The organism is Paenibacillus sp. FSL H3-0302, assembly GCF_037982245.1.
Taxonomy (GTDB): domain Bacteria; phylum Bacillota; class Bacilli; order Paenibacillales; family Paenibacillaceae; genus Paenibacillus_AQ; species Paenibacillus_AQ odorifer.
This window is the reverse complement of sequence record NZ_CP150284.1, coordinates 1,879,636-1,906,317: the sequence shown is the minus strand read 5'-3', so window position 1 is coordinate 1,906,317 and position 26,682 is coordinate 1,879,636. Positions and strand designations below refer to the sequence as shown.

General features: G+C 46.7%; 21 protein-coding genes. 5 read left to right on the top strand and 16 right to left on the bottom strand.

Translation table 11 applies throughout. The annotated features are described in order from the left end of the window. Positions 1-42 precede the first annotated feature (42 nt). Both MHH50_RS08325 and MHH50_RS08320 read left to right on the top strand, forming a co-directional pair. A complete protein-coding gene (locus MHH50_RS08325; RefSeq protein WP_036683594.1) occupies positions 43-360 on the top strand; it encodes a transposase in 318 nt (105 codons plus the stop codon). Beyond that, complete coding sequence (locus MHH50_RS08320) at positions 309-1,235, top strand: IS3 family transposase (protein ID WP_143766422.1); 927 nt, start codon at positions 309-311, stop codon at positions 1,233-1,235. Before MHH50_RS08325 ends, MHH50_RS08320 begins: the two co-directional genes overlap by 52 nt. Before the next feature lie 958 nt (positions 1,236-2,193). Here MHH50_RS08320 and MHH50_RS08315 read toward each other — a convergent pair. The 4 genes from MHH50_RS08315 to MHH50_RS08300 all read right to left on the bottom strand — a co-directional run bounded on the left by MHH50_RS08315 (position 2,194) and on the right by MHH50_RS08300 (position 7,322). Continuing rightward, positions 2,194-3,357 carry an iron-containing alcohol dehydrogenase gene (locus MHH50_RS08315; RefSeq protein WP_076308704.1) on the bottom strand — a complete coding sequence of 388 codons (1,164 nt, stop codon included), beginning with the start codon at positions 3,355-3,357 and terminating at the stop codon, positions 2,194-2,196. Between the two features lie 163 nt (positions 3,358-3,520). Then, positions 3,521-5,101, bottom strand: coding sequence for a UDP-glucose--hexose-1-phosphate uridylyltransferase (locus tag MHH50_RS08310; RefSeq protein WP_076192848.1), 1,581 nt, complete (start codon positions 5,099-5,101; stop codon positions 3,521-3,523). A 54-nt stretch (positions 5,102-5,155) separates the two neighbouring features. Beyond that, the gene (gene galE, locus MHH50_RS08305; RefSeq protein WP_076126362.1) at positions 5,156-6,142 is read right to left on the bottom strand and encodes a UDP-glucose 4-epimerase GalE; all 987 of its coding nucleotides are present in this window, start codon (positions 6,140-6,142) and stop codon (positions 5,156-5,158) included. A 4-nt stretch (positions 6,143-6,146) separates the two neighbouring features. Further along, complete coding sequence (locus MHH50_RS08300; protein WP_076126360.1) at positions 6,147-7,322, bottom strand: galactokinase; 1,176 nt, start codon at positions 7,320-7,322, stop codon at positions 6,147-6,149. 188 nt (positions 7,323-7,510) lie between these two features. Between MHH50_RS08300 and MHH50_RS08295 the strand changes: the two genes are divergently transcribed. Then, positions 7,511-8,407: an AraC family transcriptional regulator gene (locus MHH50_RS08295; protein WP_248547687.1), complete on the top strand. Its 897-nt coding sequence runs from the start codon at positions 7,511-7,513 to the stop codon at positions 8,405-8,407. A 94-nt stretch (positions 8,408-8,501) separates the two neighbouring features. Here the strand turns inward: MHH50_RS08295 and mgrA are convergent, their stop codons facing one another. The 4 genes from mgrA to MHH50_RS08275 all read right to left on the bottom strand — a co-directional run bounded on the left by mgrA (position 8,502) and on the right by MHH50_RS08275 (position 11,925). Continuing rightward, a complete protein-coding gene (gene mgrA, locus MHH50_RS08290) occupies positions 8,502-9,500 on the bottom strand; it encodes an L-glyceraldehyde 3-phosphate reductase (RefSeq protein WP_076126356.1) in 999 nt (332 codons plus the stop codon). Between the two features lie 107 nt (positions 9,501-9,607). Beyond that, entirely contained in the window at positions 9,608-10,348 is a 741-nt protein-coding gene (locus tag MHH50_RS08285) for an NAD-dependent protein deacylase (RefSeq protein ID WP_076134068.1), read from the bottom strand. Positions 10,349-10,382: 34 nt separating this feature from the next. Then, on the bottom strand, positions 10,383-11,147 hold the full coding sequence (locus MHH50_RS08280) for an HAD-IA family hydrolase (protein WP_340034185.1): 765 nt from the start codon (positions 11,145-11,147) through the stop codon (positions 10,383-10,385). Positions 11,148-11,181: 34 nt separating this feature from the next. Further along, the gene (locus MHH50_RS08275; protein ID WP_076126350.1) at positions 11,182-11,925 is read right to left on the bottom strand and encodes an alpha/beta hydrolase; all 744 of its coding nucleotides are present in this window, start codon (positions 11,923-11,925) and stop codon (positions 11,182-11,184) included. A 193-nt stretch (positions 11,926-12,118) separates the two neighbouring features. On the opposite strand from MHH50_RS08275, the gene MHH50_RS08270 reads away from it, so the two are divergent. Next, positions 12,119-13,159 (top strand): fucose 4-O-acetylase, encoded by a 1,041-nt coding sequence (locus MHH50_RS08270; RefSeq protein WP_076126348.1) that lies wholly within the window; start codon positions 12,119-12,121, stop codon positions 13,157-13,159. A gap of 89 nt (positions 13,160-13,248) precedes the next feature. On the opposite strand, the gene MHH50_RS08265 is transcribed toward MHH50_RS08270, so the two are convergent. The 8 genes from MHH50_RS08265 to MHH50_RS08230 all read right to left on the bottom strand — a co-directional run bounded on the left by MHH50_RS08265 (position 13,249) and on the right by MHH50_RS08230 (position 24,432). Continuing rightward, a complete protein-coding gene (locus tag MHH50_RS08265; protein ID WP_076126345.1) occupies positions 13,249-14,196 on the bottom strand; it encodes an ArsR family transcriptional regulator in 948 nt (315 codons plus the stop codon). A gap of 145 nt (positions 14,197-14,341) precedes the next feature. Next, positions 14,342-15,736 (bottom strand): family 43 glycosylhydrolase, encoded by a 1,395-nt coding sequence (locus tag MHH50_RS08260; protein ID WP_076126343.1) that lies wholly within the window; start codon positions 15,734-15,736, stop codon positions 14,342-14,344. 42 nt (positions 15,737-15,778) lie between these two features. Further along, on the bottom strand, positions 15,779-17,527 hold the full coding sequence (locus MHH50_RS08255) for a sugar-binding domain-containing protein (protein WP_312151123.1): 1,749 nt from the start codon (positions 17,525-17,527) through the stop codon (positions 15,779-15,781). 27 nt (positions 17,528-17,554) lie between these two features. Next, entirely contained in the window at positions 17,555-19,336 is a 1,782-nt protein-coding gene (locus tag MHH50_RS08250) for a sugar-binding domain-containing protein (protein ID WP_340034184.1), read from the bottom strand. Between the two features lie 58 nt (positions 19,337-19,394). After that, a complete protein-coding gene (locus MHH50_RS08245; RefSeq protein ID WP_076126337.1) occupies positions 19,395-20,330 on the bottom strand; it encodes a carbohydrate ABC transporter permease in 936 nt (311 codons plus the stop codon). A gap of 15 nt (positions 20,331-20,345) precedes the next feature. Beyond that, positions 20,346-21,317: an ABC transporter permease subunit gene (locus tag MHH50_RS08240; protein WP_036680973.1), complete on the bottom strand. Its 972-nt coding sequence runs from the start codon at positions 21,315-21,317 to the stop codon at positions 20,346-20,348. 11 nt (positions 21,318-21,328) lie between these two features. Further along, complete coding sequence (locus tag MHH50_RS08235; protein ID WP_340034183.1) at positions 21,329-23,074, bottom strand: extracellular solute-binding protein; 1,746 nt, start codon at positions 23,072-23,074, stop codon at positions 21,329-21,331. Between the two features lie 404 nt (positions 23,075-23,478). Continuing rightward, the gene (locus MHH50_RS08230; RefSeq protein ID WP_340034182.1) at positions 23,479-24,432 is read right to left on the bottom strand and encodes a glycoside hydrolase family 43 protein; all 954 of its coding nucleotides are present in this window, start codon (positions 24,430-24,432) and stop codon (positions 23,479-23,481) included. 494 nt (positions 24,433-24,926) lie between these two features. Here MHH50_RS08230 and ilvD point away from each other — a divergent pair, with 494 nt between their 5' ends. Beyond that, positions 24,927-26,612 (top strand): dihydroxy-acid dehydratase, encoded by a 1,686-nt coding sequence (ilvD, locus tag MHH50_RS08225; protein WP_076134060.1) that lies wholly within the window; start codon positions 24,927-24,929, stop codon positions 26,610-26,612. The last annotated feature ends 70 nt before the right edge of the window (positions 26,613-26,682 follow it).

Here is a 26,682-nt window from a genome sequence, read left to right as displayed (position 1 = left end):
GTTAACAGACTGGCGATAATGAGTCCACGGAGGTGTGTTCACATGGGAGAACATCGACAACGGTATAACGAAGAATTTAAAAAACAGACAGTGCAGTTCATTCAAGAGCAAACAAAGACAGTGGGCGACTTGGCGGAAGAGCTCAACATCCCAAAAAGTACCCTGCATCAATGGATGAGCCAGTATCGAGAATTAAAGAATGAACCGGCAGCTAGCGTGGATCGAGTACGAGAACTCGAGGCACAGTTGAAAGAAATGAGCCGTCAACTTCAAGAAAAAGATAACAAGATTGCCGATGTGGAAGAGGAATTAGCGATCGTAAAAAAAGCAGTGCACATCTTCAGCAAACCAAGGAACTGAGATTCCAGTTTATTGAAAAACATCGCTCCGAGTTTCTCTTGGAGAAGATGTGCATGACCCTACATGTGTCACGGAGCGGGTACTACAAGTGGCGGACAGAAAAAACCAGTACGCATATGCTTCGTAAGGCTGCGATAATGAAGCGAATTCAGTATCATTTTACAGACCATCAAAAGCGGTATGGGAGTCCGAAGATCACCCGCCTGTTACATCAAGAAGGTTATACCGTTACCGAACGCACGGTGAGTGTGTACATGCGACATATGAAGCTTCGCTCCATTGTCTCCAAAACGTATCGGGTACAGACCACTGACTCCAATCATGACCATCCGATTGCCCCGAATACGCTGAACCAGCAATTTAAAATACGCAAACCCAATTCAGTATGGGTTACCGACATTACGTACATTCCTTGCCGGGGAGGGCGCTTGTACCTGGCTAGTGTGATGGACCTTTGCACGCGCGAAATCGTGGGGTGGCGTTTGGAGAACCATATGGAAACTAGCTTGATTTCGGGCGCTTTACAAGATGCCTACGAAGCTAAACAACCGGAAAAGGGTCTATTACATCACTCCGATAGAGGTTCTCAATATACTTCTCATGAATACACAAAGCAGTTGAAAGCGTATGGCATGGAGTCCAGCATGAGCCGCAGAGGTAACTGTTATGATAACGCCTGTATCGAGTCGTGGCACAGCATTTTGAAAAAGGAGCTCATTTATTGTAATCCACGATTCAAAACTAAGGAGCAAGCCTACCAGACACTTTTTCAATATATTGAGTTTTACTATAACCGCAAGCGAATGCATGGCGCGCTGGGGTATCTTTCTCCAGTTCGTTTTGCTGAGCAATTGACTAGAATGTCTGTTGCGTGACTGTCCACTTTCTTGACAGAGGTCCATGGCGTCCGAAAACTTGCTCAAAACACTGATAATTCGCATATAACGTCAGCTGGGTCCGTAGGGTAGGCGTGCATTGGAAGAGGAATCAGTCGTGTGGGGATCATACAAACCCTAGTTGGTTAGGTAACACTCTCGCGCGTATGAAGAGGCTATGCTGTTTACGCGCCTTCGGCCCATCGGACTCAGCAGACCCTATTCGCCGATTTTTCCGACATTTGGTATGCTATCGGACCGCATAGCCCCTATTGGCATGAAAAACAGCAAATATAAGACCATTTCGAAGCAATAGTGTCTCTGGTGTCCGAAAACTTGCTCAAAAGGCTGAAAATTCACAGATAACGTCAGCTGGGTCCGTAAGGGTAGGCCGTATATTGGTAGAGGAATCAGTCGTGAGGGGATCTTACAAACCCTAGTTTGTTAGGTAACACTCTCGCGCATATGAAGAGGCTATGTTGCTTACGCCTCGGCCTATCGGACTCAGCAGACCCTATTCGCCGATTTTTCCGACATTTGGTATGCTATCGGACCGCATAGCCCCTATTGGCATGAAAAACAGCAAATATAAGACCATTTCGAAGCAATAGTGTCTCTGGTGTCCGAAAACTTGCTCAAAAGGCTGAAAATTCACAGATAACGTCAGCTGGGTCCGTAAGACTCTGGAGGACGGTCGACGGATTAGATTACGGGTGCGAACAGTGATAGATGAGGTACGGCCAGCGGCAGCGGAGGTTCGGCCAGCGGCAGCGGAGGTTCGGTCAGCGGCAGCGAAAGCTTGGGATGAGCACGACAGAAAAGTATAGCCAGAGGAGCAAGTCACACTAGACCATAAATACAAAGAAGCGATTCTCCCATAACGGAGGAATCGCTTCTTTGACATTCTATTGTGACTTCTGGAATAAAGACAAATGGTCTCTTTTCGTAGAAGAATTACTTACAAAGCCATTTTATAAATCTCAACTACATCTTCACGCTCAAGCTTGCGGAAATTACCAAACGCTCCGAAACGAACAGCCTTGTCAGCCATACTGCCGATCTCGCTGTCATCAATATCATAATCTCCGAGCGTCTTCGGCGCACCGATGGAATCCCAGAAATTACGCAGAGCCTCAATACCCTCCAGCCCGATTTCTTCATCAGTTTTGCCAGCAGGTTCAACTCCGAACACATTTACTGCAAGCTGACGGAAACGCGCAGGGTTTGTGCTGAGATTATATTTCATCCATTGCGGGAACAGAATCGCCAAACCTCCGCCATGCGGAATATCGTATACAGCCGACACTGCATGCTCGATATTATGAGTCGCCCAATCCCCGGCAAAACCCATGCTGACCATTCCGTTAAGCGCCATCGTACCGCAGTACATAATGGTCTCACGCAGCTCGTAGTTGTTCAGATCTTCGATAAGCTTCGGCGCGGTTTCAATTACAGTGCGCAGCAAAGTTTCACAGAACCCGTCTTGTACCGGTGTATTGCCGTCTGTATGGAAATAGTGCTCCAGTACATGTGACATGATGTCCACCATGCCATAAACGGTCTGATCACGTGGCAGAGAAAAAGTGTTCTCTGGATCAAGAATCGAAAATGCCGGGTAGGCATGCACGCTGCCCCAGCCCATTTTTTCCTTAGTAACCTCATTTGTAATTACGGAGCCGTTATTCATTTCAGATCCCGTAGCAGCCATTGTCAGCACTGTGCCCAGTGGAAGCGCGTCTTGGGCCGCTGCTTTACGCTCTACAAAGTCCCACATATCACCATCATATTTGGCTCCAACAGCAACAGCTTTTGCGCAGTCCAATACGCTTCCGCCCCCTACTGCGAGAACAAGGTCAATATTATGCTCCCGGCACAGGTCTACGCCTTTATGTACTGTGGAAAGACGTGGATTGGGTTCTACTCCAGAGAGTTCAGTCACTGTAGCGCCTATTGAACTCAGCTCAGCAACTACTTTATCGTACAAACCGCTGCGCTTGATACTGCCGCCACCGTACATCAAAAGCACATTTTTACCGTACTTAGGCACCTCTGTCTTCAAGGCTTCAAGGGTACCTTGTCCAAAAATCAGCTTGGTAGGATTATAAAATTCAAATTTACGCATATGTGTAAACCTCCAGTAGTTAATTCATAATGTCTTACTCCTTCGTATTATAAACCTCTGGTTACCCGCATTCAAATTAGGTGGCTGGGTTTCGTCATTCCGAATAAAAAAAGATGCCCCAAGCCCATAGGCTTGAGGACATCCTTAAATCCAAACTCACTTACTACAAAGCACCGAAGCTTGTTACGAAACGGCGGAAAGCTGCTTGACCTTCTGGAGTCCGTTTGTAAACGCCAGCGTGTTCAAGAATATGCGTAAACTTGATGCCAACTTCGTTCTGCACAATCTTGAGCGCTTCCTCGTGTTGCAGTGCAGTTCCGAATCGCTCCACCAGCTCCTGAATCCAAGCCGCATGCTGCGCAAGAGAATGACTAGGGTCATTCTTCACCGCTTCTAACAGCGCTTGATCTCCTGCAAGAATACCTGCGATGGAATCGAGTTCTTCCTTCAAACGGCCCGGCAGAATCGCCAGTCCCATAACTTCGATCAAGCCGATGTTTTCTTTCTTGATATGATGCATTTCCCGGTGCGGATGAAAAATCCCTTCAGGATATTGCTCATTAGTCCGGTTATTCCGCAGCACAAGATCCATCTCGAAGCTGCCGTCCTCGGCCCGGCGGACGATAGGAGTAACGGTATTATGAGGTTGTACTTCACCGTCAACCTCACTAAAGGCTAGCACTTCAGCCTCTGGATCGCTGTAGGCTTTCCAAGCTTCATAAAGCGCATTTCCGCATTCCAATAGAACCGCAGGATCTTCTCCATTTAAACGTAATACGGACATCGGCCATTTTACGATATTAATGCTGACACCCGGATAAGAAGCATGTGTAAATGTATCTTCCTTAGGCGCTTTTTGAATCGGGAATGTGTGGCGTCCGCCCTGAAAATGGTCATGCGTCAGAATAGAGCCGCCAACAATCGGTAAGTCTGCATTGGAGCCAATAAAATAATGCGGGAATGATTCCACGAAGCTAAGCAGCCGCTTCAAGGTATCCTTGGTAAGCTTCATCGGCACATGATCATGATGGAATACAATACAGTGCTCATTGTAGTAAACATATGGCGAGTATTGGAAGAACCATTTTTCATTATTCAGGTTAAGCGGAATGATACGCAAGTTCTGGCGTGGCGGATGATTGATCCGTCCGGCATAACCTACATTCTCACGGCACAGCAGACATTTCGGATAGACTGGCGGCGGGAGCAGCCGAGCCATTGCGATTTCCTTCGGATTTTTCTCAGGCTTGGACAAATTGATCGTCATTTCAATGTCTCCGTACGGCGAATCCTGCAGCCAGTAGACATTCTTCGAGATCCGATCCATCCGAATATAGTTCGAATCAATGCTCAATTTATAAAAACGGTCTGTAGCCGCGGAGATGCCTTTTTCAGCGGTCAGACTATAGAACTCAGCATTTACATCCGAAGGACGGGCCATGAGAAGTCCCATAATCTTGGCATCCAGCAAGTCACGGTAAGTGTCACTATTCTCTGGGATCAATCCGATTTCAAAACCATAATCAATCAGTGCATCGAGTGGAGCCTGCGGCCCTTCCAATGGACTTTGATCGATATCACCTACATGCGGCTCACTGAAACCGAACTGTTCGAGCAGCACATTACGGCTATAATCTTCATCGGATGGAGCTATAAGCTGCTGGCGCAGTGCGAACAGAACGAGCTGCTCAATCGCATGTAATGCTTTCTGGCCAGCAGGTGTAATCTTATTCTCGTTGTGCATTTTAATTCTCCTTAAGTAGGGTCTCAAGTTCAAGATAAGCTAACCTAAAGTCCCTTATTCTCCGTATCCTTGCGGATTGGCAGAGTGCCAGTTCCATGCACTTTGAATGATATCTTCCAAATCTGCATGCTGCGGGTTCCATCCAAGGACGCTACGCGCTTTGTCGGAGGAAGCTACCAGCACAGCCGGATCGCCGGCACGGCGTTCTTGAATGACTACAGGAATTTCAAGTCCAGTAACCTTCTTCGCCGTTTCAATCACCTGTTTTACCGAGAATCCAAGTCCATTGCCCAGGTTGAAAATATTGCTGCTGCTTCCGCTGCGCAGGTAAGTTACCGCACGGACATGGGCGTCAGCCAGATCGCTGACATGGATGTAGTCGCGCACACAAGTACCATCTTCTGTAGGATAGTCATCTCCGAAAACTGCGATACTGTCACGTTGCTTCAAGGCCGTTTGCAATACCAGCGGCACCAAATGACTTTCTGGACGATGGTCTTCACCGATTTTGCCACTGGCATGTGCGCCAGCTGCATTGAAGTAACGCAATGCTACGTATTTAATGCCCAGTACTTTATCAAACCAAGCCATCATCCGTTCCATGGTCAGCTTAGTTTCTCCATACACATTGGCTGGTTCAGTGCGGTCTGTTTCTTCAATCGGCACCTTTTCCGGTTCGCCGTAGGTTGCGGCTGTGGACGAGAATACGATCTTGTTCACGCCCGCTTTTTGCATAGCTTCTAGAAGACACTGTGTACCATATACGTTGTTGTCGTAATATTTTACAGGGTCCTTCATGCTTTCTCCGACCAAAGAGCTTGCAGCAAAATGGATAACCGCTTCAATCTCATTTTCAGCGAACAGCTTACCCAGCAGTTCTTTATCACGCAGATCACCTTCGTACAGCTTGCCACCCAGCAACGCCTCACGATGCCCTGTTAGCAGATTGTCGAGAACCACCACTTCTTCGCCACGATCCAGCAGCTCCGCTACAGTATGAGACCCAATATACCCTGCTCCACCTGTTACTAAAATCGCCATCTGATTACACTCCCTTCAATTCTTGGACACCATTACCGATGCCGCAAACGTAGAACTCGCCAACCAAACCAGATCTTGTGGTATAGGCTTCACCAACTTCACGAATAAAACGTTCTATATCATCTTCATGTACCAAAGATACTGTACAGCCCCCGAAACCCGCGCCAGTCATACGGGAACCGAGTGTACCTGGGATGCGCCCAGCTTCTTCAACCATAATATCAAGCTCTGCACAGCTAACTTCATACAAATCGCGCAAGGATGCATGCGAATCATTCATGAACTGTCCAAACTGCTTCAGATCATTGTTTTTTAATACCTCAACGGAATCTAGCACGCGTTGATTCTCTTCTACAACATGGCGAGCGCGGCGTCTTACAATTTCGTCTGTGATTTTATCTTGATGTGCTTCGAACTGTTCACGATTAAGCTGTGCCAGATAAGCTAGTGAAGGCACTTCTTTTTGCAAAATAGCCAATGCCTCATCACACTGCTGACGGCGTTCATTGTACTTGGAATCTACAAGCCCTCTGCGTTTGTTCGTGTTGCCGATAACCAATTTGTATGAACCTGTGATGAACGGTACCAAATTGTACTCAAGTGTGTCGCACATCAGCAGGATCGCATGATCGCGTTTGCCGTTAGCAACTGCGAACTGATCCATAATTCCGGAGTTTACACCTACGTACTGGTTCTCAGCACGCTGGGACAAAAGTGCAATCTCAACAGTGTCTGTATCGCCACCTTCGAGAGTCAGGAACGCATAAGCAGTAACGACTTCAAGAGAGGCCGAGGAGGACAAGCCTGCTCCATTCGGAATATCGCCATGGAACAGCAGATCGTACCCTTTGGATACTGGTGTGCTTTTCTTATCCAGCTCAACCATTACCCCAATCGGATAGTCAATCCATTCACCCGTTTTGGCCTTGCCAATTTCGCTATAATCAATAGAAGCTTCGTAAGGAAAATTAGTTGATGCAAAATTCACTTTGCTGTCACTACGTGGACGCACAATCAGCGTTGTACCGAATTCCAAAGCTGCGGGAAGTACATACCCGCCGTTATAATCCAAGTGCTCTCCGATGAGATTGACACGACCTGGTGCATAAAACACCTTAGCCTCTTCCCCGCTCACCCCATATTTTTCAATAAATTTGTTATTAAGTTCCTGTATGCTCATTAATGCCACTCCATCCTTTCGCTGCTTCAGCCAGTGGGAATTAGTAAAGCGTTCTTTATGTACTCATTATAATAGATTCATTCATCCTCTGATAATGCAATCATGTGTGTAATGTATGGATAAATGTGACTTCCCATAATATAATAATTACATATATTACTGTTACTCTCTAAACTATAAGCCATTAAATGACATTAACACAAGAAAGGCTGTCCCAAATGGAGCATACTTATTCCGTAGGATCCAATCCAGTGTATTACGATAAACAGAACCTTCATGTACTGTTTGCCGGCCAGAGTCAGACCCTGCCCATGCATCAAGCTGGACCCAAGATCTATGATTATTATTTGCTGCATTTCATAGAATCTGGCTCGGGCGTTTTCCGTACAGAACATCATAAATATGAGTTGGGTAAAGGGGACTGCTTCTTGATCCATCCGGGACAATTAGTCAGTTACGTCTCGGATAAAGACCAGCCCTGGTGCTATCGCTGGGCAGCTTTTACTGGCAGTGAAGCTGACGATCTGGTGCTGCAGACAGGGTTCACACCACAACAGCCTGTGGTGACTACAACAGGTGAAAGCCTCATTCCAGGTGCCCTGTCCAGCATCATGCAAGCCTTCAACGCCAACAAAGAGAGTGCCCATCTGACTTCGCTTGGCTATCTCTATCTCATTGTCGGCGAAGCAGCTGATTTGCTCTCTTCCTTCTCTCGTCTTCCCGGCGCAGAATCACAGGTTAAGCGTACTGTGAAGCAAATGATCCACTACATGGCATCTCAATATGCGCACCCGGTCTCTATTGAACAAATGTGTGATACGCTGGGTTATAATCGAGCCTACCTGTCCCGTGTATTTAAGCAAGAGACCGGATTATCTCCGGTGACCTACTTGCTGAAGCTGCGGATTGAAAAGTCCAGACAACTGCTGCGTGAACGACCGGAGCTGTCCGTGGAACAGGTAGCAGCATCTGTGGGGCTCACCGATGCTTTATACTTCTCTCGCCAATTCAAACGGTTTTGTGCCCAGTCACCGACGGCTTACCGGATGACTACAACGAGACAAGCAGAGAAACCTGAACGTTAGTTTGCCCTTTAATCCATAAATCCATAAATCCACTATACAACAACAGCCCGCCTTCCTTAACGTAAGGAACCGGGCTGTTACTGTGTTCAATATGCTATAGTTCTGTCTTTAGAATCGTTTCAATCCGCTCTAACTCCTCCGGACTGAAATCAGGATTAGCTAAAGCAGCTATATTCTCTTCAATCTGATCCACTCTGCTTGCTCCAATTAGGGCAGAAGTAACCTTGCCACCCCGGAGTGTCCAAGCCAGTGCAAACTGAGCCAGACTCTGTCCTCGCGAAACCGCAAGCTGATTAAGTGCGCGAATCCTCCGCTGCACCTCCGGTGTAATCCGGCTCTCATTCAAGGCGGCAGACGGCTTGGCAGCTCTTGACCCTTCTGGAATACCATTCAGATATTTGTTGGTTAACAAGCCTTCAGCCAAGGGTGTAAAAGCGATGCTTCCTACACCACTATGTTCCAGTACATCCTGTAAGCCACCCTCAATCCAACGATCGAGCATAGAATAACTAGGCTGATGGATTAAGAGCGGTGTGCCCAGGCTTTTTAGAATACTGAGGGCTTCAGCCGTCTGCTCCGCATTATAGTTGGATAGTCCTATATATAAAGCTTTGCCAGAACGTACCGCATAATCCAGCGCCTGCATGGTTTCTTCAAGCGGTGTTTCCGGGTCTGGACGATGAGAGTAATAAATATCAACATAATCTAGGCCTAGCCGCTTCAGGCTCTGATCCAGACTAGCCAGCATATATTTACGTGAACCCCATTCCCCATAAGGGCCGGGCCACATGTTATACCCTGCTTTTGTAGAAATCACTATTTCATCACGATAAGGATACATATCATTGGCAAGAACTTTACCGAACAGCTCTTCTGCTGAACCAGCTGGTGGACCATAGTTGTTGGCCAGATCAAAATGGGTAATTCCAAGATCAAAAGCACGAGTGATCATTTCTCTGCCGTTCTCGTAATTATCGATCCCACCAAAATTCTGCCATAAGCCTAATGAGATTGCTGGGAGCTTGAGACCTGAGTTCCCGCAACGATTATAACGCATGTTGTCATACCGTTTATCGTCTGCTACATATACCATTGCTTATCCCTGCCTCTCATTACACGCTGTTGTGAGCCTACCTTATCTTTAAACTTCTGAGCGTAATAATAATCTGGCAAGAGAAACCAAAGGACAGCTTTTTCCTTCTAGCTTAATAGATCCTTGACACTGCCCATTACTTTTCCAATTCGATCTGTAATCAGCAAATCCGCCTGATCATCATAAGGTGTGGGATCTCCGTTCAGCAGCACCGTACGTTTGCCCCGGAAATAAGTCACCAGACTGGCCGCAGGCTGAACCGTTAGCGAGGTTCCACCAATAATAAGCATATCTGCAGAGGCAATCGCTGCTACAGAGCCCATAAGCACGGAGTGATCCAATTCTTCTTCATATAAAACCACATCCGGCTTGATAATTCCGCCACATTCCGGGCAGCGAGGAACGATCTCAGTCATTTCCAGCAGTTGATCCAGCCCGTAATACCGTGAGCAGTCCATACAATAGTTGCGATGGATCGAACCATGCAGCTCAAGGACACTACGGCTACCCGCCTGCTGGTGCAGGCCGTCAATATTTTGCGTAATCACCGCTTTCAGCTTCCCCTGCTGTTCCAACTCCGCTAGTAGCTGATGCGCACCATTCGGACGGGCCTCTGGATGAATCATTTTACTGCGGTAAAAATCAAAAAAAATGTCCGGTGAGGACATAAAAAAAGTGCGGCTCAGCATCACTTCAGGTGGATAAGGTGAATTGTGCTGAGTTTGATATAATCCAGCTGCGGAGCGGAAATCAGGAATTCCACTCTCTGTAGACGTACCCGCCCCTCCGAAAAAAACGATATTGTCACTTTCTTTGATCCAAGAAGCAAGTGTCTGCAATTGATCCATGCTAAGTAGCACATCCTTTCCTTTTATTAGCTGATCAGTAAGTGATCCGAAGCTCATTGAAACCGGAAATGATTACATCTGCATCTATAAGGTGCTCCCCATCACCACTGGCGGAAATCCCAATTGCGAGGCGAAGCCCTGCACCTTTACCTAATTGCATATCGGCATTACTGTCCCCAATAATAATCGTCTCTTCAGGCGAAAGCCCTAACTCCCGGCAGGCCAATTCAGCCATTTCAGGAGCTGGTTTTCCGTTTTTTACTCTGTCCCTAGTAACTACCGAATCAAAATAGCCTGCCACATTAAGCCATTCCAAATGCTCTCCGGTGGTCTTTGCCCCGTCGGAGGTAACCACGCCAAGCTTAAGCGATGCCGCAGAGCATTGCTCCAAAAAAGAATGAAGTCCCGCTAAAGGCTGTGCCATACGGCGTCGGCGTAATTCATACATCGCGTTTTTAGTTATGCTTTTCACACGGGTCAGCGCTTCATTCCAAGGAACTCCTGCTGCATATAGCTGCCATGCGAGTACACCGTAACTTTCTTCTTCTGTAGCCATGGTAAGCGGCCCCGCCGGGTCGTACCCTATTAACTTCCCTTGCGGATCATATTGCGTACCCAGCACCTTGCTGCGCTCTACAATAAATCCCGCTCCCATGATCGCAAGTTGATCTTCCAGTCCGCGCAGCACAAGCTCCGCCCAATTCCCCCAGGTGGCTAATAGATCGAGTAATGTCCCGTCTTTATCAAACAATATTCCGGAGCAGGGAACGCATTCATCGTTAATGTGTAATACTGGCATGAATTGTTTCCTCCCTCTGTTGAATGACCCGTAACTACCTCAGATTTCCCAGCCAATCCAACAGGGCACTTACTGTGCGACTCTGCTGCTCTTCCTCGGATATTGTGGCTTCGCCGTCCCCCTTCTGAGGCCCGTAGCTGCCAAATTGCGCATGATTGCCACCTATAATTGAACTATAAACTGTATTATCTGGCAGATAGGAGCGCCCTTTGTTGTAGCTATCTCTGTCAATCACTTGATCCTCAGTACCCACAACCGACAACACTGACAAAGTAGTCTCTCGTAGACTGCCCTTTTCATCTGGATAAGAGGCTAAGAAAAACACACCTTCCAGTTGGTCCGTATGCTCAATTGCGTAACGTGAGGCCATGACACCCCCAAGTGAATGTCCACCCAGCACAAAAGATTGCTTCGGATGCACACGAATAATCTCTTCTGCGGCATCCCCCTTCGTTACGGCTAAATTAAACGGCATTTTGGCGATGTAGAAGGGATGCCCTGCAGCAGCGACGCTCTTCGCAAGAGGGGAGTAAGCTTCCGGTTTAACCAAAGCCCCAGGATAAAATATAATCGAGGCGCCCTTAGTAATGGAAGGTTCGAACGAGATCCAATTATCATTCTGTTCGACGGTAACTCCACCACTTGAAATCAGTGCGGTTTCGGCTTCTTGAGCCGGTGCATATGGCGTTAAATACTTCCATATCAGCAACCCGGCTACCACTAAAATAATCAATACAAAAATAGCGACGCGACGCTTAGTTATTCTTCTCTTCAACATGTTCCACTCCCAGATGTTAATGCATATAAAAATTATAGTGGAATCCCTCTATTCTAACAACCTTCAACACATCGCCACATTTCGCACACATGATAACGCTTTCTATTGTGACTTAATTCACAATTAAATCAAAGAAAATCTAGTATTTTAAAATTAAATTAATTTGCATACAGCATAATTTGGAGGCTAAATCATGGTAGGGGAAAACTCGCTGGAAACGCGCGGAGAAACCTTTTTTCTCAACCTGCGTTTTATGCTTATTATCACTGTTTTTGCCGGTAATGCAATTGAACCTCTGATTAACAAAATGAGCGGAATACACGGATTATATATGTGGATTTTCAGCTTTCACATGCCGCTGTTCGTACTGGTGACCGGCTATTTCGCCAGAAAAAGCCTTGCCGGAACTACCGGCCGCAAAATGCTGCTGCAAATTGGATTGCAATACCTCATTTTTCAAAGCTTATATTCCGCACTCGACGTTTCCCTCTTTCATGTAAGCAACATCCAGCATTCCATTTTTGCACCCTATCTGCTCCTATGGTTTCTGGCCAGTCATGCCTGCTGGCGCCTCCTGATGCTCGGTATGAGCAGATGGTCCATAACCGCTAAGCTCCTCTTCGCTGTAACAGCAGGGGTGGCTGTCGGATATCTCCAGCTGGACGGTGTATGGTTTAGCATCAGCCGTACCTTTGTATATTTGCCTTTTTTCATTATCGGCTATCATTTCTCCTTCGAAACCTTCGTCAAGCTCTATCAGAAATATATCAAAATCTTTGCAGCAGCCGCCTCCATTCTACTCCTTGCCATCATGGCCGCATGGGGGGCAGGATTTCCCTTTGGCTGGTTATATGGCAGCATGACCTATATGCAGCTTGATGCCAATGTATGGTATGCAGGCGTATACCGTCTGGGACTGTACGGACTACAAATTGTCGCTTCACTCGCTTTCCTCGGCCTCGTACCTTACGGAGCGAGCCGCATGACCGACTGGGGGCGCCGCACATTGTATGTCTTCCTGCTTCATGGTTTTATCGTTCGTCTGGCTGCCGTTTCCGGGATTTACACCTATATTGGCAATGCTGCTGGGGCAGTAGTCCTGCTGCTCACCGCCGTATTATTCACCGTATTGCTGGCTCAGCCGTCCGTTAAACGGCTCTTTCACCCGCTGGTTGAGCCGTCCGTTGACTGGATGATCACCCTTCAGCGTGCCGCCCTACGGCGCACACTCTAGCTTTACATCCAGAACAAACAAAGCAAGGCGGTTCCTTGGATACGAAGATTCGTTTCCGAGGAACCGCCTTGCTTTGTTCATCTCCTAAGCTAAAGTTCTACTTCATCCTGATCCATGGTATATTTTACCTTCATCATAATATGTTGTTCATAATCGCCAAACTGGCGCCCGAACAGGTTAAGTCCGCCTTGATGAACTGCATCAGGGTTGATTCCAATGCGCAGCCGCAATTTGGGGCTCCGGTTAATCAGAAGATCATTTAAGGAAACATTCGACACTTTCTCCATATCAAGTGTCGTCTTTTCATGGTCAACACGCCAGGTCTTGAGAAACCCGTATTGTGTAGATCCATCCCACCACCAGTTCGGATTCAGCTTGCCCCGCCGGTCACCGAAATCACCGGGACTGGTCCACATGCCGATCTCCGATCCATTCACCCATACAGAGATGTTCGAAGGCCAGTTCTGGTCATAATTCGGAGCTTCCGAACAGATCTCCATGGATAATTCCAGCGATTCAATTTGTGCTCCGGAGGGGATATCCATAGGCAGCAAATATTCCAGAAATCCTTTGCGGAGCCAGATCAGCTGAGCGTTGACATGTTTAGGGTGATAAAAGCTCGACGGTTCATCTTCTTTGATAATAAGACCCTCGCTATTAGCCATTCCGCAAGTAGGAGATACCTCACAGTCGCTATAATGGCCGATCGGCATCTCTACTTCATAGACATGAGTTAATCCCTTTGACATCGGTTCTTTCAAATTCAAGGCAATATGAAGATCATCATAATTCCGGCTGCAAACTTTCATTGCCCCGCGTGAAGCCGGAAGCAATTCTGTATGAATTAACTCTGCTGCTTCTAATACTTTAATATTGCTTGCTACCGTCGACACTGGAAGCTTCAGCCTCTCAGCGATTTCAATAATATTTAAGTTTTTGGAGTTTAAGAGCCGAAGAATATCAACCCTAGAACGAGTTGATAAAGCATGCGTTACTGTGACTAATTTTTCCGGGTCGTTTAAGCTAAGTTCCAGCACAAATCAGCTCTCCTTGTATCCTAATAATTATCCTAATCTTACTTCTTAATGAGATGAAAAACAATTACACCTACAAGCCCTTTCACCTAGAAATGACCTCCGGAAAACCGGAAGCCATTTCATATGTCTCTTAGGTTTGTTCGATTCACAATGGCTTAATATCAATGAAATCAATTTCTCCGTAACCTTCGCCTTTGGTAAAACGAAGCTTGTTCATGCCTGCCTTCAGTTGAACCCGGGCTGTGGACAGCCCCCAATTCTCCCACCCTTTATTGGTGATATAGAATGGGCTGGCAGGTCCTGCATTGACACTAAGCTGAAAATTCGACCAATTCCCGCCAGACGTTCCATTCGCCGTTCGAGCCAAAAGAATATACTCGCCTGCGGCTGCCGCATCAACCGAAAATTCCACGTAACTATCCGGCGTATCAATATGACCCGCCTTAAGTCCAGCCGAGCTCTTGGGACTCGAAGAGGCATAGGCATCGCCGCCAAATGTCCCTTTTTCCGCTTCGTAGCGGGTATGCATGGTTTCACCTGAAGGCAAAGTTATCGGAAGATTAGGGTCAACGGGAATACCCAGATTAGGTGTATGATCAGCATTCCAGCTGAATTTCTGCATCCGCACCTCGCGGTTCCAGCCAGCGTTATTGTATTTGGCGACATGGTACATGATCCAATCCTCTTGGCCGTCAGGAGACTTTGTAAACGAATGGTGTCCAGGTCCATAAAGTCCATTGCCTGAGGAAAAGATAGGCTGATTGCGTTTATTCCATGATGCCGGATTCAACAGATCACTGGAGATGTCTGCGGTGATCAGTCCCAGACAATAATCATTAGTCCAGCTTCCGCTTGCCGAGTAGACCAAACTAATGACTTCTCCATTTATAATCACCTGCGGTCCTTCATTCACATTTGGGGAATGATTCGTTTCCCAGCTATACGTTGGTCTTGAAATCTCTACGCGTTCGGAATCAATGGTCCAGGGATTACTCATATGCGCGATATAGAGATTCTGCCGCACATTAACATTCCCCTCCCAGCCGGACCAGATAAAATACAGCTCGCCGTTCACTTGCAGCACAGTACCGTCTATAGCCCACTTATTGCTTGAATCTGTGATCTGGCCTTTGTACTGCCAAGTTCCCTGCATCGGGTCTGCCGCTGTGTTCTCCATTACATGCATGCGGTGGTTTACGTTATCTCCGTCGTCCATCGCATAGTAGATATACCAAGCTCCGTTTATATAATGTAGCTCAGGCGCCCAGATGCCGCTACCGCCCGTGTTGACAACTTTAGTAGGCGCTGCATCAATAGTGGTCAACTGGGCTGACTTCCAGAGGGTAACATTGCCACCTGTTGTTTTGGTGAAATAATAGAAGCCATCTGTATGTTTATACACCCATGGGTCCGCCCCGTCCTGCATAACCACGTTGTAAAAGTCATTATGATCAGAGACAGCTAGGGTCACCTTCCCCATTGGAAGAATAAGAAGAACACTTAAGGCGACCAGACATTTTTGCCGGAAATTCACTTTCATAATCTATCACATTCCTTTCGAATGAATAGTTACGTAGCGCCTCTAATCTTCAATTGCAGCCTTACGCGCATTGATGCCGCGGATTCGCTCGGGGTCGAACTTCGGCTGTCTGTCATAAGTGTACAGTCCATTGACTTCCTGCTCCACATCGTACAGCTGGGTATAGCAGAATCCAAACATCAGCGGATGATCCAATAGAACATTCGTCAACCCCTCGTAGCGTTCGATAAACATTTGCTCTGAGGTCGGTCTGTCCCCATACCCCCATGATTTTTCATCTTTCTGCTGCGGGTTCCACCAAATTCCGCCATACTCGCTGATGAAGTAAGGTTGACCTTCATACGTTTGGCGATCCGGGAAGGTATTGAATACTTCTCCGCCGCTTTTCATCGGTTCATATCTGTCCCGGAACGTCTGCGGATTCTGGTCATAGTCATGAAGATCGAAGATATCTGTAGCCACATGGAAGTTGCCGCTTGTATCAATTACTGGACGTGTTGGATCCATACGTTTTGTTACGTCGTAAACAATCTGGAGCACGGGGTTATGCTGTTTCGCACCGTCCCGGTCCCAGGTCTCATTAAAAGGGCACCAGCCGATCAGCGCGGGATGATTGAAATCACGCTGCATACCTTCGAGCCATTCCGGCAGGAAGTGAGTCAGGCTATCCGCTCCAGTAATATTCAGCCCCCAATTGGCATGCTCTCTCCAGACAAGATAACCTAATTGGTCAGCCCAATAAAGATAACGCGGCTCAAAGATCTTCTCGTGAAGCCTCGCGCCATTGAAGCCAAGCCCTATTGAGATTTCGATGTCTCTGCGCAGATCTTCATCAGTAGGAGCGGTATAGATTCCCTCCGGATAAAAACCTTGATCCAGAACTAACCGCTGAAATACGGATTTCCCATTGATCCGGAATGCCATCCCATCCAGTCGTACCGTGCGGAGTCCAAAATAAGAATGGACCACGTCACTCTCCCGTCCCTGACTATGCAAGGACAACTTCAGGTCATACAATCTGGCGTTTCCAACTTCCCACAAGTGAATCTCTGATAGCGGAATTGTAAGTTTTATAGAGGGTCCGGAAACGATCACACTGCTGTCCCCAACGGGTTTGCCGCCATAAAGAGCAGTGGCCCGAAGCGTGTCCCCCGCTGCGTTCCCTTGTACCTTCATTTCGAGGTGCACACAGCCATTGTCGGGATCAGCGACAACTTTCAGATTAGACAGATAGGTTTCAGGGACTTGCTCAAGCCATACCGTCTGCCAGATTCCTGTAGTGCGTGTATAATCACAGCCGTGCGAATGGAACTGTTCACTCTGCTTGCCCCGTGGCTGTCGTCCCGATCGAACGTCGTCTTCAGCATAGACAGTAATCACATTACTGCCCGCTAAAAGATTAGAAGTAATATCAAAGCTAAACGGAGTATATCCTCCACGATGCGTACCTACGGATACGCCGTTCACCCAGACCTCCGCCATATAATCAACGGCGCCAAAATGAAGGATAACTCTGCCATTTGTCCAGCTCTCCGGTACGGTAAATTCCCTTTTATACCATACTGCAGCCATAAAATCTTTATATTCTACACCGGACAGCTTGCTTTCCGGACAGAAGGGCACAGTAATTGTCCCTGAGAGATTATGATCGTTAACAGGGTATCCGCGCTCCTTCCCACTTTTGCCATGATCAATTTCGAATTGCCACTGGCCGTTCAGATTGATCCACTCTGGTCGAACAAAGTCAGGGCGGGGATATTCAGGACGCGGAAGCGTTGCTTGTTGTGTCATGGTGTAACTCCTTTTAGTAAATGTTATTTATTGAATATTCATCATGATGTTGCGGATCGCTTCAAGCGGAGCTTTGGGCTGTCTATCATAGGTGAGCAGTCCGTTGATTTCCTGCTCGACATCCGTCAGCTGGGTATAGCAATACCCTTGGATCACCGGGGAAGTGAACATCGGGTCAACCACAGCCTTGAGCTTCATCAGGAAATCCTCTTCATTCTCTGCCCCAGAATAACCCCAGCCCTCCCACTCACTTTTCTTGAAGGCAATTCCACCAAACTCGGATACGAGAATCGGCTGGCCTTGATACGAAGCTCCACCGACAAATATTTTGCGGTTGGCCGGCATCGCATTTACAGAAGATTCTGCCGTGGCATATCTCTCCTCCAGCACTGCCTGATGGCTCTCATAGTCATGAATAGTCACCAAATCTGTAGTCATATGCTCCCACCCATCGTTATACACAACAGGTCTCATCTCATCCAAGGATTTCGTTAAATGATACATAGCCAATCCGTGCTGCTGCTGGCGTGTATCAATCTGGACATTGGGAACACCCCAGCTCTCATTAAGCGGAACCCAGGTCACGATACAAGGATGGTTATAGTCGCGCTCGATGATCTCCTGCCATTCCTTCGTGAAACGGCGGACATACTCCTCGGAATATTCGTAAGCATTGGCTGCCTCACTCCATACCAGCAGGCCGAGCTTATCACACCAATACAGGAACCGGGGATCTTCTGTCTTCTGATGTTTTCTCACCCCGTTAAAGCCCATTTCTTTCGTCAGCTGGGCATCACGTTTCAGCTCTTCGTCTGTAGGTGCGGTTAGTATCCCGTCAGGGAAGTATCCCTGATCAAGCACCAGTCTCTGGAAATATGGGCGGTTATTCAAGCATAGCTTGCCATTTTCAATCGACACCTTGCGCATGCCGAAATAACTCGCCACTTCGTCAATTACTTCCTCATTCCGAAGCAATTGAAATTGAATATCATACAAATTCGGATGCTCAGGGCTCCATAAACGTCCAAGACCATGATCCGCAAAATCACCCAAGCCGATAGTGCGCAGCTGCTCACCATTCATGACCATATATTGATCTTCCGCAATTACTTCACTGTCATACGATACCGTTATGCGCAGCTTGAGCGGATCAGCAGACTTAAATCCTTGCAGAAAGGTCCGAAGCCGGATTTCATTGCGGTCAATATCTGGTGTCATCATGGTTTTACTCAGATGCACTGCAGACAGCGGTTCAAGCCAGACACTCTGCCAGATTCCGGTTGTGCGGGTATAAAAGATGGCAGCAGACTGCTCCAGCCAATATTGCTTGCCACGCGGCAAGGTGACATCACGGCTGAAATCCTCTGCGCGCAGTATGATGGTATTCCTTCCTTTGAGCAGCGAAGGAGTGATATCGACCTGAAATGGTGTATGTCCGCCTTCATGCACGGCCACCAGCTGACCATTCACCCAGACTTTTGCCAAATAATCAACGGCGCCGAAATGGAGGACAATCCGCTTCCCATTCCAACCCTCAGGAACTTCAAAAGTTCTTCTATACCACACAACATCATGAAATGAAGGATCTTCAATCCCGCTCAGCTTGCTCTGAAACGCAAAGGGCACTTGAATAACCCGTGAAAATAAACCCTTTGTGTCCGTCCGATACCATTGTTCTTCCTCACCGACATCTTCATCATCAAACGTAAAATCCCATTCTCCATTTAGGCTAAGCCAATCCTTACGGGCAAATTGGGGTCTTGGATATTCTGGACGTGGAACGGATATGCTGCTTGCTTCTGTCAACATGGTGTACTTCACTCCTATTAAATAATTTCTATATAAGATGAACTTGTTTTTTTGCCCGCTATCCTTTAATCGAACCTACGTAAACACCTTTAACAAAATATTTTTGCAAGAAAGGATATACCATTAATATAGGAAGCGTAGAAACGACGATCGCACAATACTTAACCAGCTCGCGGAAAGCCGTCTGGCTCTGGGCACTATCGATGACTACCCCGCCTGCACTGCCGATCGAGGTTGCGGTTGCATCATTAGCTACTAATATTTCCTTCATTAATAGCTGCAGTGGGAACAGCTGTCTGTCCTTCAACAACACCATCGCATTAAACCATGAGTTCCAGTTCCCCACTAAATAGTATAAAAAGATTACGGCCAGCGTAGCTTTGGACAGCGGAAGAATCACATTCGTTAAAATATGGGCCTGACTTGCCCCGTCTATGGTAGCCGCTTCTTCCAATTCCTGCGGAATGGCTTGAAAGCTAGTTCGTAGGATAATAATGTTCCATGTGCTTAAAGCACTTGGCAAAATCATGGCCCACAAATTATTGTACAGACCTATATCCTTCATTAATAAGAACCAAGGAATCAACCCGCCGCCAAAAAACATGGTGATTGTAATCAGGATCATGATGAAGTTTTTGAAATACAATCCTCGTCTGGATAATACATAAGCTCCCAGAATGGTCATGATCATGTTGACTAATGTGCCTAATCCTACATATATAATCGTGTTTTTATAGCCGTTGATCAGACTGTTATCTTTAAATACCAGCTTATAGCCATCCAAAGTGAATCCCAGCGGTTTCAGCAAAATGCCTTTATGAGCAATCAACATGCCGGGGTCGCTGACGGAGGCAAACAGGATGTGCAGGATCGGATAAAAACACACCAAGGTTAATGCGGTCAGCAGAGTATAAAGTGTGCCGTCAAATACTCTGTCACCGATGGATTTATGTTTTCGTCTTTTTTTCGCTTTACGCTGCAAATTATCTTTCATAGCTGTCCCTCTTTCTTACCATAAGCTGACCTCGGACCTGCGTTTGGCTATTGTATTGGTCATCCAGAGCAGTCCGAAGTTAACGATTGAGCTGACCAAGCCCACAGCCGTGGAATAACTAAGACTGGCTTCTCTTAAACCGCGACGATACACGTAAGAGGCAATAACATCCGCCGTATCATAGATCAGAGGATTGTACAGCAGGATAATCTTCTCGTACCCGGACGACATCAACCCGCCGATGGCAAAAATAAACAGAATGATGATAACTGGGCTGATCTGCGGCAGCGTAATATGCCACATTTTTTTAATCCGTCCCACTCCGTCAATTTCAGCAGCTTCATATAATGAAGTATCAATGGAACTCATCGCCGCAAGGTAGATGATGCTATCCCAGCCGATGCTCTGCCAAATGCCGGAGAAGGTATAAATCGGCCGGAAGAACGAAGAGTAGCCGAGCAGTGAAGAGTACTCTTTTCCGGTAATAAATTGCAGGATTTGCGTGATAATCCCTTCATCTGCGGCAAAGATATGAATGATCCCGCATACCACCACCAGGGATATAAAGTGCGGCATATAGGTGATCGTTTGGACCACTTTTTTAAACTTAACCCCACGGATTTCGTTCAGCATCAAGGACAGAATAATCGGGGCTGTAAATCCAAAGGCAATCCCCCAAACATTGAGGAGAAGGGTGTTTTTAACGACCCGCCAGAAATAAGGCCCTTGGAAAAAATCAATAAAGTGCTTAAACCCTACCCACTCGCTCTGGCCAAACCCCAGCAGGGGTTTAAAATCCTTGAAGGCGATCATAACCCCCCACATCGGCCCGTAGCAGAAAATCAGGAACCACGCTACAACAGGGACAGCCAACAGATAGACAAACCAGTTCTTTTTCAAATCCTTCTTAATCACTAACTTGGTATTTTTAGGTTTGGCGTCCTGAGGAATGGGCTTTATCGCTCTGTTTTTTCGTAATATTTCCATAAAACAACCACCTATCGTTTGTTATATCGATCTAAGGCTGCCTGATGGATACTCAAAAACTCTTCCAGTCCCATACTCTGAGCTTCTTTCAAAAATTTATCATAGGCATCTACCGGCAGGTCTCCCATTATGATTTTTGCAAAATACTCTCCGCGCAGTGTCGACAGCTGGTTTCCAAGCTCGGCTTCCCGCGAAGCTTCATCTTTGGTAAAGGAAATAGGTGGCATAGCCATACTAGTATCCATATTTTCTGTCCAATTCTTGCGAATGTCTCCCGAGTAACTTCCTTTGGCAGCGATCAGCGGGTTGGAATGATGCTCATCCCGGATATCCGGCCAGTTGTGCATCCGGTATTTCCATAAGGTTGTCGATACGGGCTGACCTTCAGGGTCTTTAAAGATATAACTGTTCTCTGGATAATAAGGCATTCCCGTCTCATCAATCAGGTGGACCGTGCCATATTCACCAAAGTTAATCAATTCCCAGCCCTTTTTACTGTAATTAAAATCAAGCCAAGCCATTGCCGCTTCTACATTTTTGCTTTGCGTGGTGATCGCAGCTTCGATACCCGCTCTTTTGAAATTTTTGTACGTGGTTGCGGACTTATCTCCTTTGTTCAGAACCGGGTTCAGTGCGCCCACAAAGTCGATACCGCTTTGCTCTTTCCAATAACTCCACATCGTATCCGGAGAGTCCATCATCATCGCGGTATCTCCCGAAATGGCGCTCGCCATTCTCTGGTTAAAGTCTGCCGTTGCCCAGTCCGGGTTCAATAATCCTTCTTTGTTCCATTGCTGCATGGTGGTCAAATATTCCTTAGCTTTCGGCTGTGCTGGCCCCCAGGCCACTTTGCCATTCTCATCAAGGAACGTCCAATCCCATACTCCATATGCGCCATTTATGATGCCGGTAAAAATCTGGCCGTAAGTAGAGCCGTAATTAAGTGGTGCTTTGTATCCGACTTCCTTTGCTTTTGTCAGGAAGGTATGCCATTCATCAATCGTATTTGGAACTTCAAGCCCTGTTTTGTCCAGCGCTTCCTGCTTAATCAATGTTCCAAACCAAGTCCACTCTGAATATGGGGCGATGCCATAGAAGCCGAGCAGCTTGCCGTCATCCGTGACCGTGGTTTTTCTTCTTGATTCATCCGAATTGCGCCACTTCGTATAGTTCGGAGCATTTTTCTCCATCAGATCTGTCAGATCGATATAAGCGCCGTCATTTACGCCCGCTTCAAAACCTCCCGGATAACGTCCCGGCTCAATGATAATGTCAGGCAGTTCACCGGAGGAGATCATCAGCGTGAAGGCATCCGCTTCCTGGCCGATTGGCGGCGTGATGAAGTTTACTTTGATTCCCGTTAATTGCTCCACCTGCTTCTGGACAGCATGATTGTTCATATCCGGAATATTGGAATTCGCAGGCATCCATACATCCAGAACCACATCACCTTTAACAGGATAAGCTGAGTAATCATTTGGAATGACTTCATCGAAGACGTCGCCGAGGTATGTATCATTCAAGGAATGATTAACTTCGTCGATTTGCTCTTGCGTTGGGGCTGCATTGCCGCGTATGTCTGCGCTGATATCTGTAAACTCAACCGGGTCTTTGGCTGTGCTCTCGTTCTCTTTGTTGTTAGAGACACCCTTATCAGCCCCATTGTTTGCACTGTTGCCACTACATGCTGTTACAGTCGAAATGATCAGTATTAACACAAATAAAAGACTAAAATAACGCTTTGCATTGTTCTTCATACTTAACCTCCCACTATAAAATATTTGCCACAACGCCTTAAGCAAATCCAAAGCTTGGAACCACGCTCCTTTTTTCCCTGTAGATAACTCCCCTTGATTAATACAGTTTTTCTGTATCTCAGATCGAATTATAAGCATCCAAAATTCATATGTCAACGCTTTCATACAATAATTTTGTAATCTTATGAACTTTTCTCAAACAAATATATGGCTATACCAACTACAAACCTATTAAAAAAGCGTACTAACCATCCTGTATTTTGGCGAAAACCCCTTATAAAACAGGCGTTTTTCGTCAATCATTATCGACAGCGAATAAAAATATCTGCATTACATGAAAAGGCCATTCATTACAGTTTTTATGTAATGAATGGCCTTTTCAGTCTTGATTTCCTGTTTTATTCTTATTCTCCCGACGGTACGGTCTGAGCAAGCGTATCCCTACAAGGAACCCCAAAATCTGGTGTCCCATCCACCTTCCACCCAAATTTCTGGATACGGGTCGCGCGCAAAGACACATCCGCTCCAGCGGAAGGAAGCGCATGATAGACTATCCAATCTTCCTTGCCATCAGGAGAATGTGTGAAGCTATTGTGCCCCGTGGCAAAAATCCCATTCTCTACACTTTTGCAAAATACAGGCGACATTGATTTTTCCCATGACAGCGGTTGCAAAGGATCTGCCGCTTCGCTCATGGTGAGCATCCCTAGTGCATAATCCTCAGACCAAGTCGTACTTGCCGAATAAACCATGAAAATACGATTGTGTCGCTGCAAAATTACCGGACCTTCGTTAATCGCCATGCCACCTTGCTTCTCCCATGACAGAGTTGGAGCGGTAAGCAGGTGATGCTCCCCTTTCAAGGTCCAAGGATTACTCATTCGCATAATGTAAATAGCCGACCCATAATCAGGAAAATGACCATATCCCGCATACAGAAAATACAGCTGATCCCGCAAAGACATTACTGTTCCATCCAACCCTGGGACAGGTGTCTGCAAAGCACCTCTCCATACCCACTGTCCTTCCAGCGGGTTCGCCGCTTCATTCTCCAGCACGCAAATCCGCCGTGAATCGTCGCCTCCTCCGTCATTCGCAGTGTAGTAAATGTACCATCTGTTGTCCAAATGATGAATTTCCGGCGCCCACAGATTGTAACTGTAGCTGCCCCCCGGTTCGGGAGACCAGATCACTTTCTTGTCGCCCTCCGCAAGGCCGGTCAAGGTTCTAGATCTCGTCAGCTCCAGACATTTAGCTTTTGTGGCCATAAAGTAATAATAGCCATCGGTATGTTTGAATACCCATGGGTCTCCTGAGCTTGCTACAATTGGATTTAAAAAAGTTGTACGCTGTGACATTCCCTTTCCCTCCTTAGCTTTTCATCCCCGTAAAAACGATCCACCGCGGCGATAATAATAGACAAATCCCGATTTTCCAGCACCTCCCATAAAATAATAACTCCCATCATACTCAGCTCTCCTAAAGTTGTCTAGAGTGGTAAATAGATACATCCGAACCCTGTTCCATTTTCCAAATAAAGCACTTTCCTTTCGAAAATGAGCTTTTCCTCCACTTCCCACGCTTTGCGTCAATCGACAAACTTCACATTGTCCGGTAGAAAAAACGTGCTCTTTGTGATAGACTCACTAATAACAATGACTTCTCCGTTCATTTTAGGCGGTAACTGTTTATACCAAAACAGCGGCTTTTTTTATAGAAACGGCATCGCTTTTCTTATTGAGGAAGCAGGTCCCCGTTCTTTCTATAAACCGTATATACGCAGGTCTTTGGAGTTCATTGCGTTAATGCGACACTATATTTGATTGAAATTCATTTAGGGGGGAATGTCATTATGGCAGCCAAGAAAATGCGTTCAGACATGATTAAAAAAGGCTTTGACCGTGCTCCACACCGTAGTCTCCTGAGAGCAGCCGGAGTAAAAGAAGAAGATTTCGGAAAGCCGTTTATTGCGGTCTGCAATTCCTATATTGATATTGTTCCAGGGCATGTGCATTTGCAAGAGTTCGGTAAAATCGTTAAGGAAGCGATTCGCGAAGCTGGTGGCGTTCCTTTTGAATTCAATACGATCGGCGTAGATGACGGGATTGCTATGGGACATATCGGCATGCGTTATTCACTGCCAAGCCGCGAGATCATCGCTGACGCCTTGGAAACTGTAGTTTCCGCGCATTGGTTCGATGGCATGGTCTGCATCCCTAACTGTGATAAAATTACACCGGGCATGATGATGGGCGCACTGCGTGTTAACATCCCAACCATGTTCGTAAGCGGCGGCCCAATGAAAGCCGGCGTAGATAGTAAAGGTAAAAAGCTCTCTCTGACCTCGGTATTTGAAGGCGTTGGTGCTCACCAAGTCGGCAAAATCAACGATGCAGAGCTGCTTGAATTAGAACAATTTGGTTGTCCTACCTGTGGATCTTGTTCCGGAATGTTCACTGCCAACTCCATGAACTGCCTTGCAGAAGCACTTGGACTGGCATTGCCAGGTAACGGTACGATTCTGGCTGTTGCTGATGAGCGTAGAGAATTTGTTCGCAAATCCGCAACACAACTGATGGAATTGATTAAGCTGGATCTTAAACCAAGAGATATCGTAACTAAAGAATCCCTTGATAACGCATTTGCACTGGATATGGCAATGGGTGGTTCTACTAACACAGTGCTGCACACCCTTGCATTAGCTCAAGAAGCAGGTATCGATTATCCGCTTGAACGCATTAACGAAGTTGCAAACCGTGTTCCCTATCTGGCTAAGCTGGCTCCAGCTTCTGATATCTTTATTGAAGATGTGGACCGTGCGGGCGGCGTTAGTGCTGTATTGAATGAACTGCTGAAGAAACCAGGTGCTCTGTTCGGGGAATGTATGACCGTTACCGGCAAAACATTAGCTGAGAACGTAATCGGACACGAGATCCAAGATACTTCCGTAATTCATACTATCGACAACCCTTACTCCGAAAGAGGCGGTCTTGCCGTACTTTACGGAAACTTAGCTCCAGAGGGTTCTATCATCAAGGTTGGTGCAGTTGATGCTTCAGTAGGTGGATATCATAAAGGTCCTGCGATCTGCTTTGATTCCCAAGAAGCTGCACTGGAAGGTATCGCGAACGGTAAAGTTAAAGAAGGCCATGTAGTCGTTATCCGCTATGAAGGTCCTAAGGGCGGACCAGGAATGCCGGAAATGCTGGCGCCTACTTCACAAATCGTGGGTATGGGGCTAGGTGCTAAGGTCGGTCTGATTACAGACGGTCGTTTCTCGGGGGCTTCCCGCGGAATCAGTATCGGTCATATCTCTCCAGAAGCAGCTGAAGGCGGTCCGATCGCTTTTGTTGAGGATGGAGACATCATTGAGCTGGATCTCAACAACCGGAAGATTGAATTGCTGGTTGAAGAAGAAGTATTAGCAGTTCGTCGTACGGGTTGGAAAGAATTCGAACCTAAAGTTAAAACTGGTTACCTGGCTCGTTACTCCAAAATGGTAACCAATGCAAGTAACGGCGCAGTGCTGAAGATCTAATCCCTTTAGCAAAAAAGAATATTAAAACAAGCAAGAGCAGTCCCACCTTAGTATTTCTACTGGCGGGCTG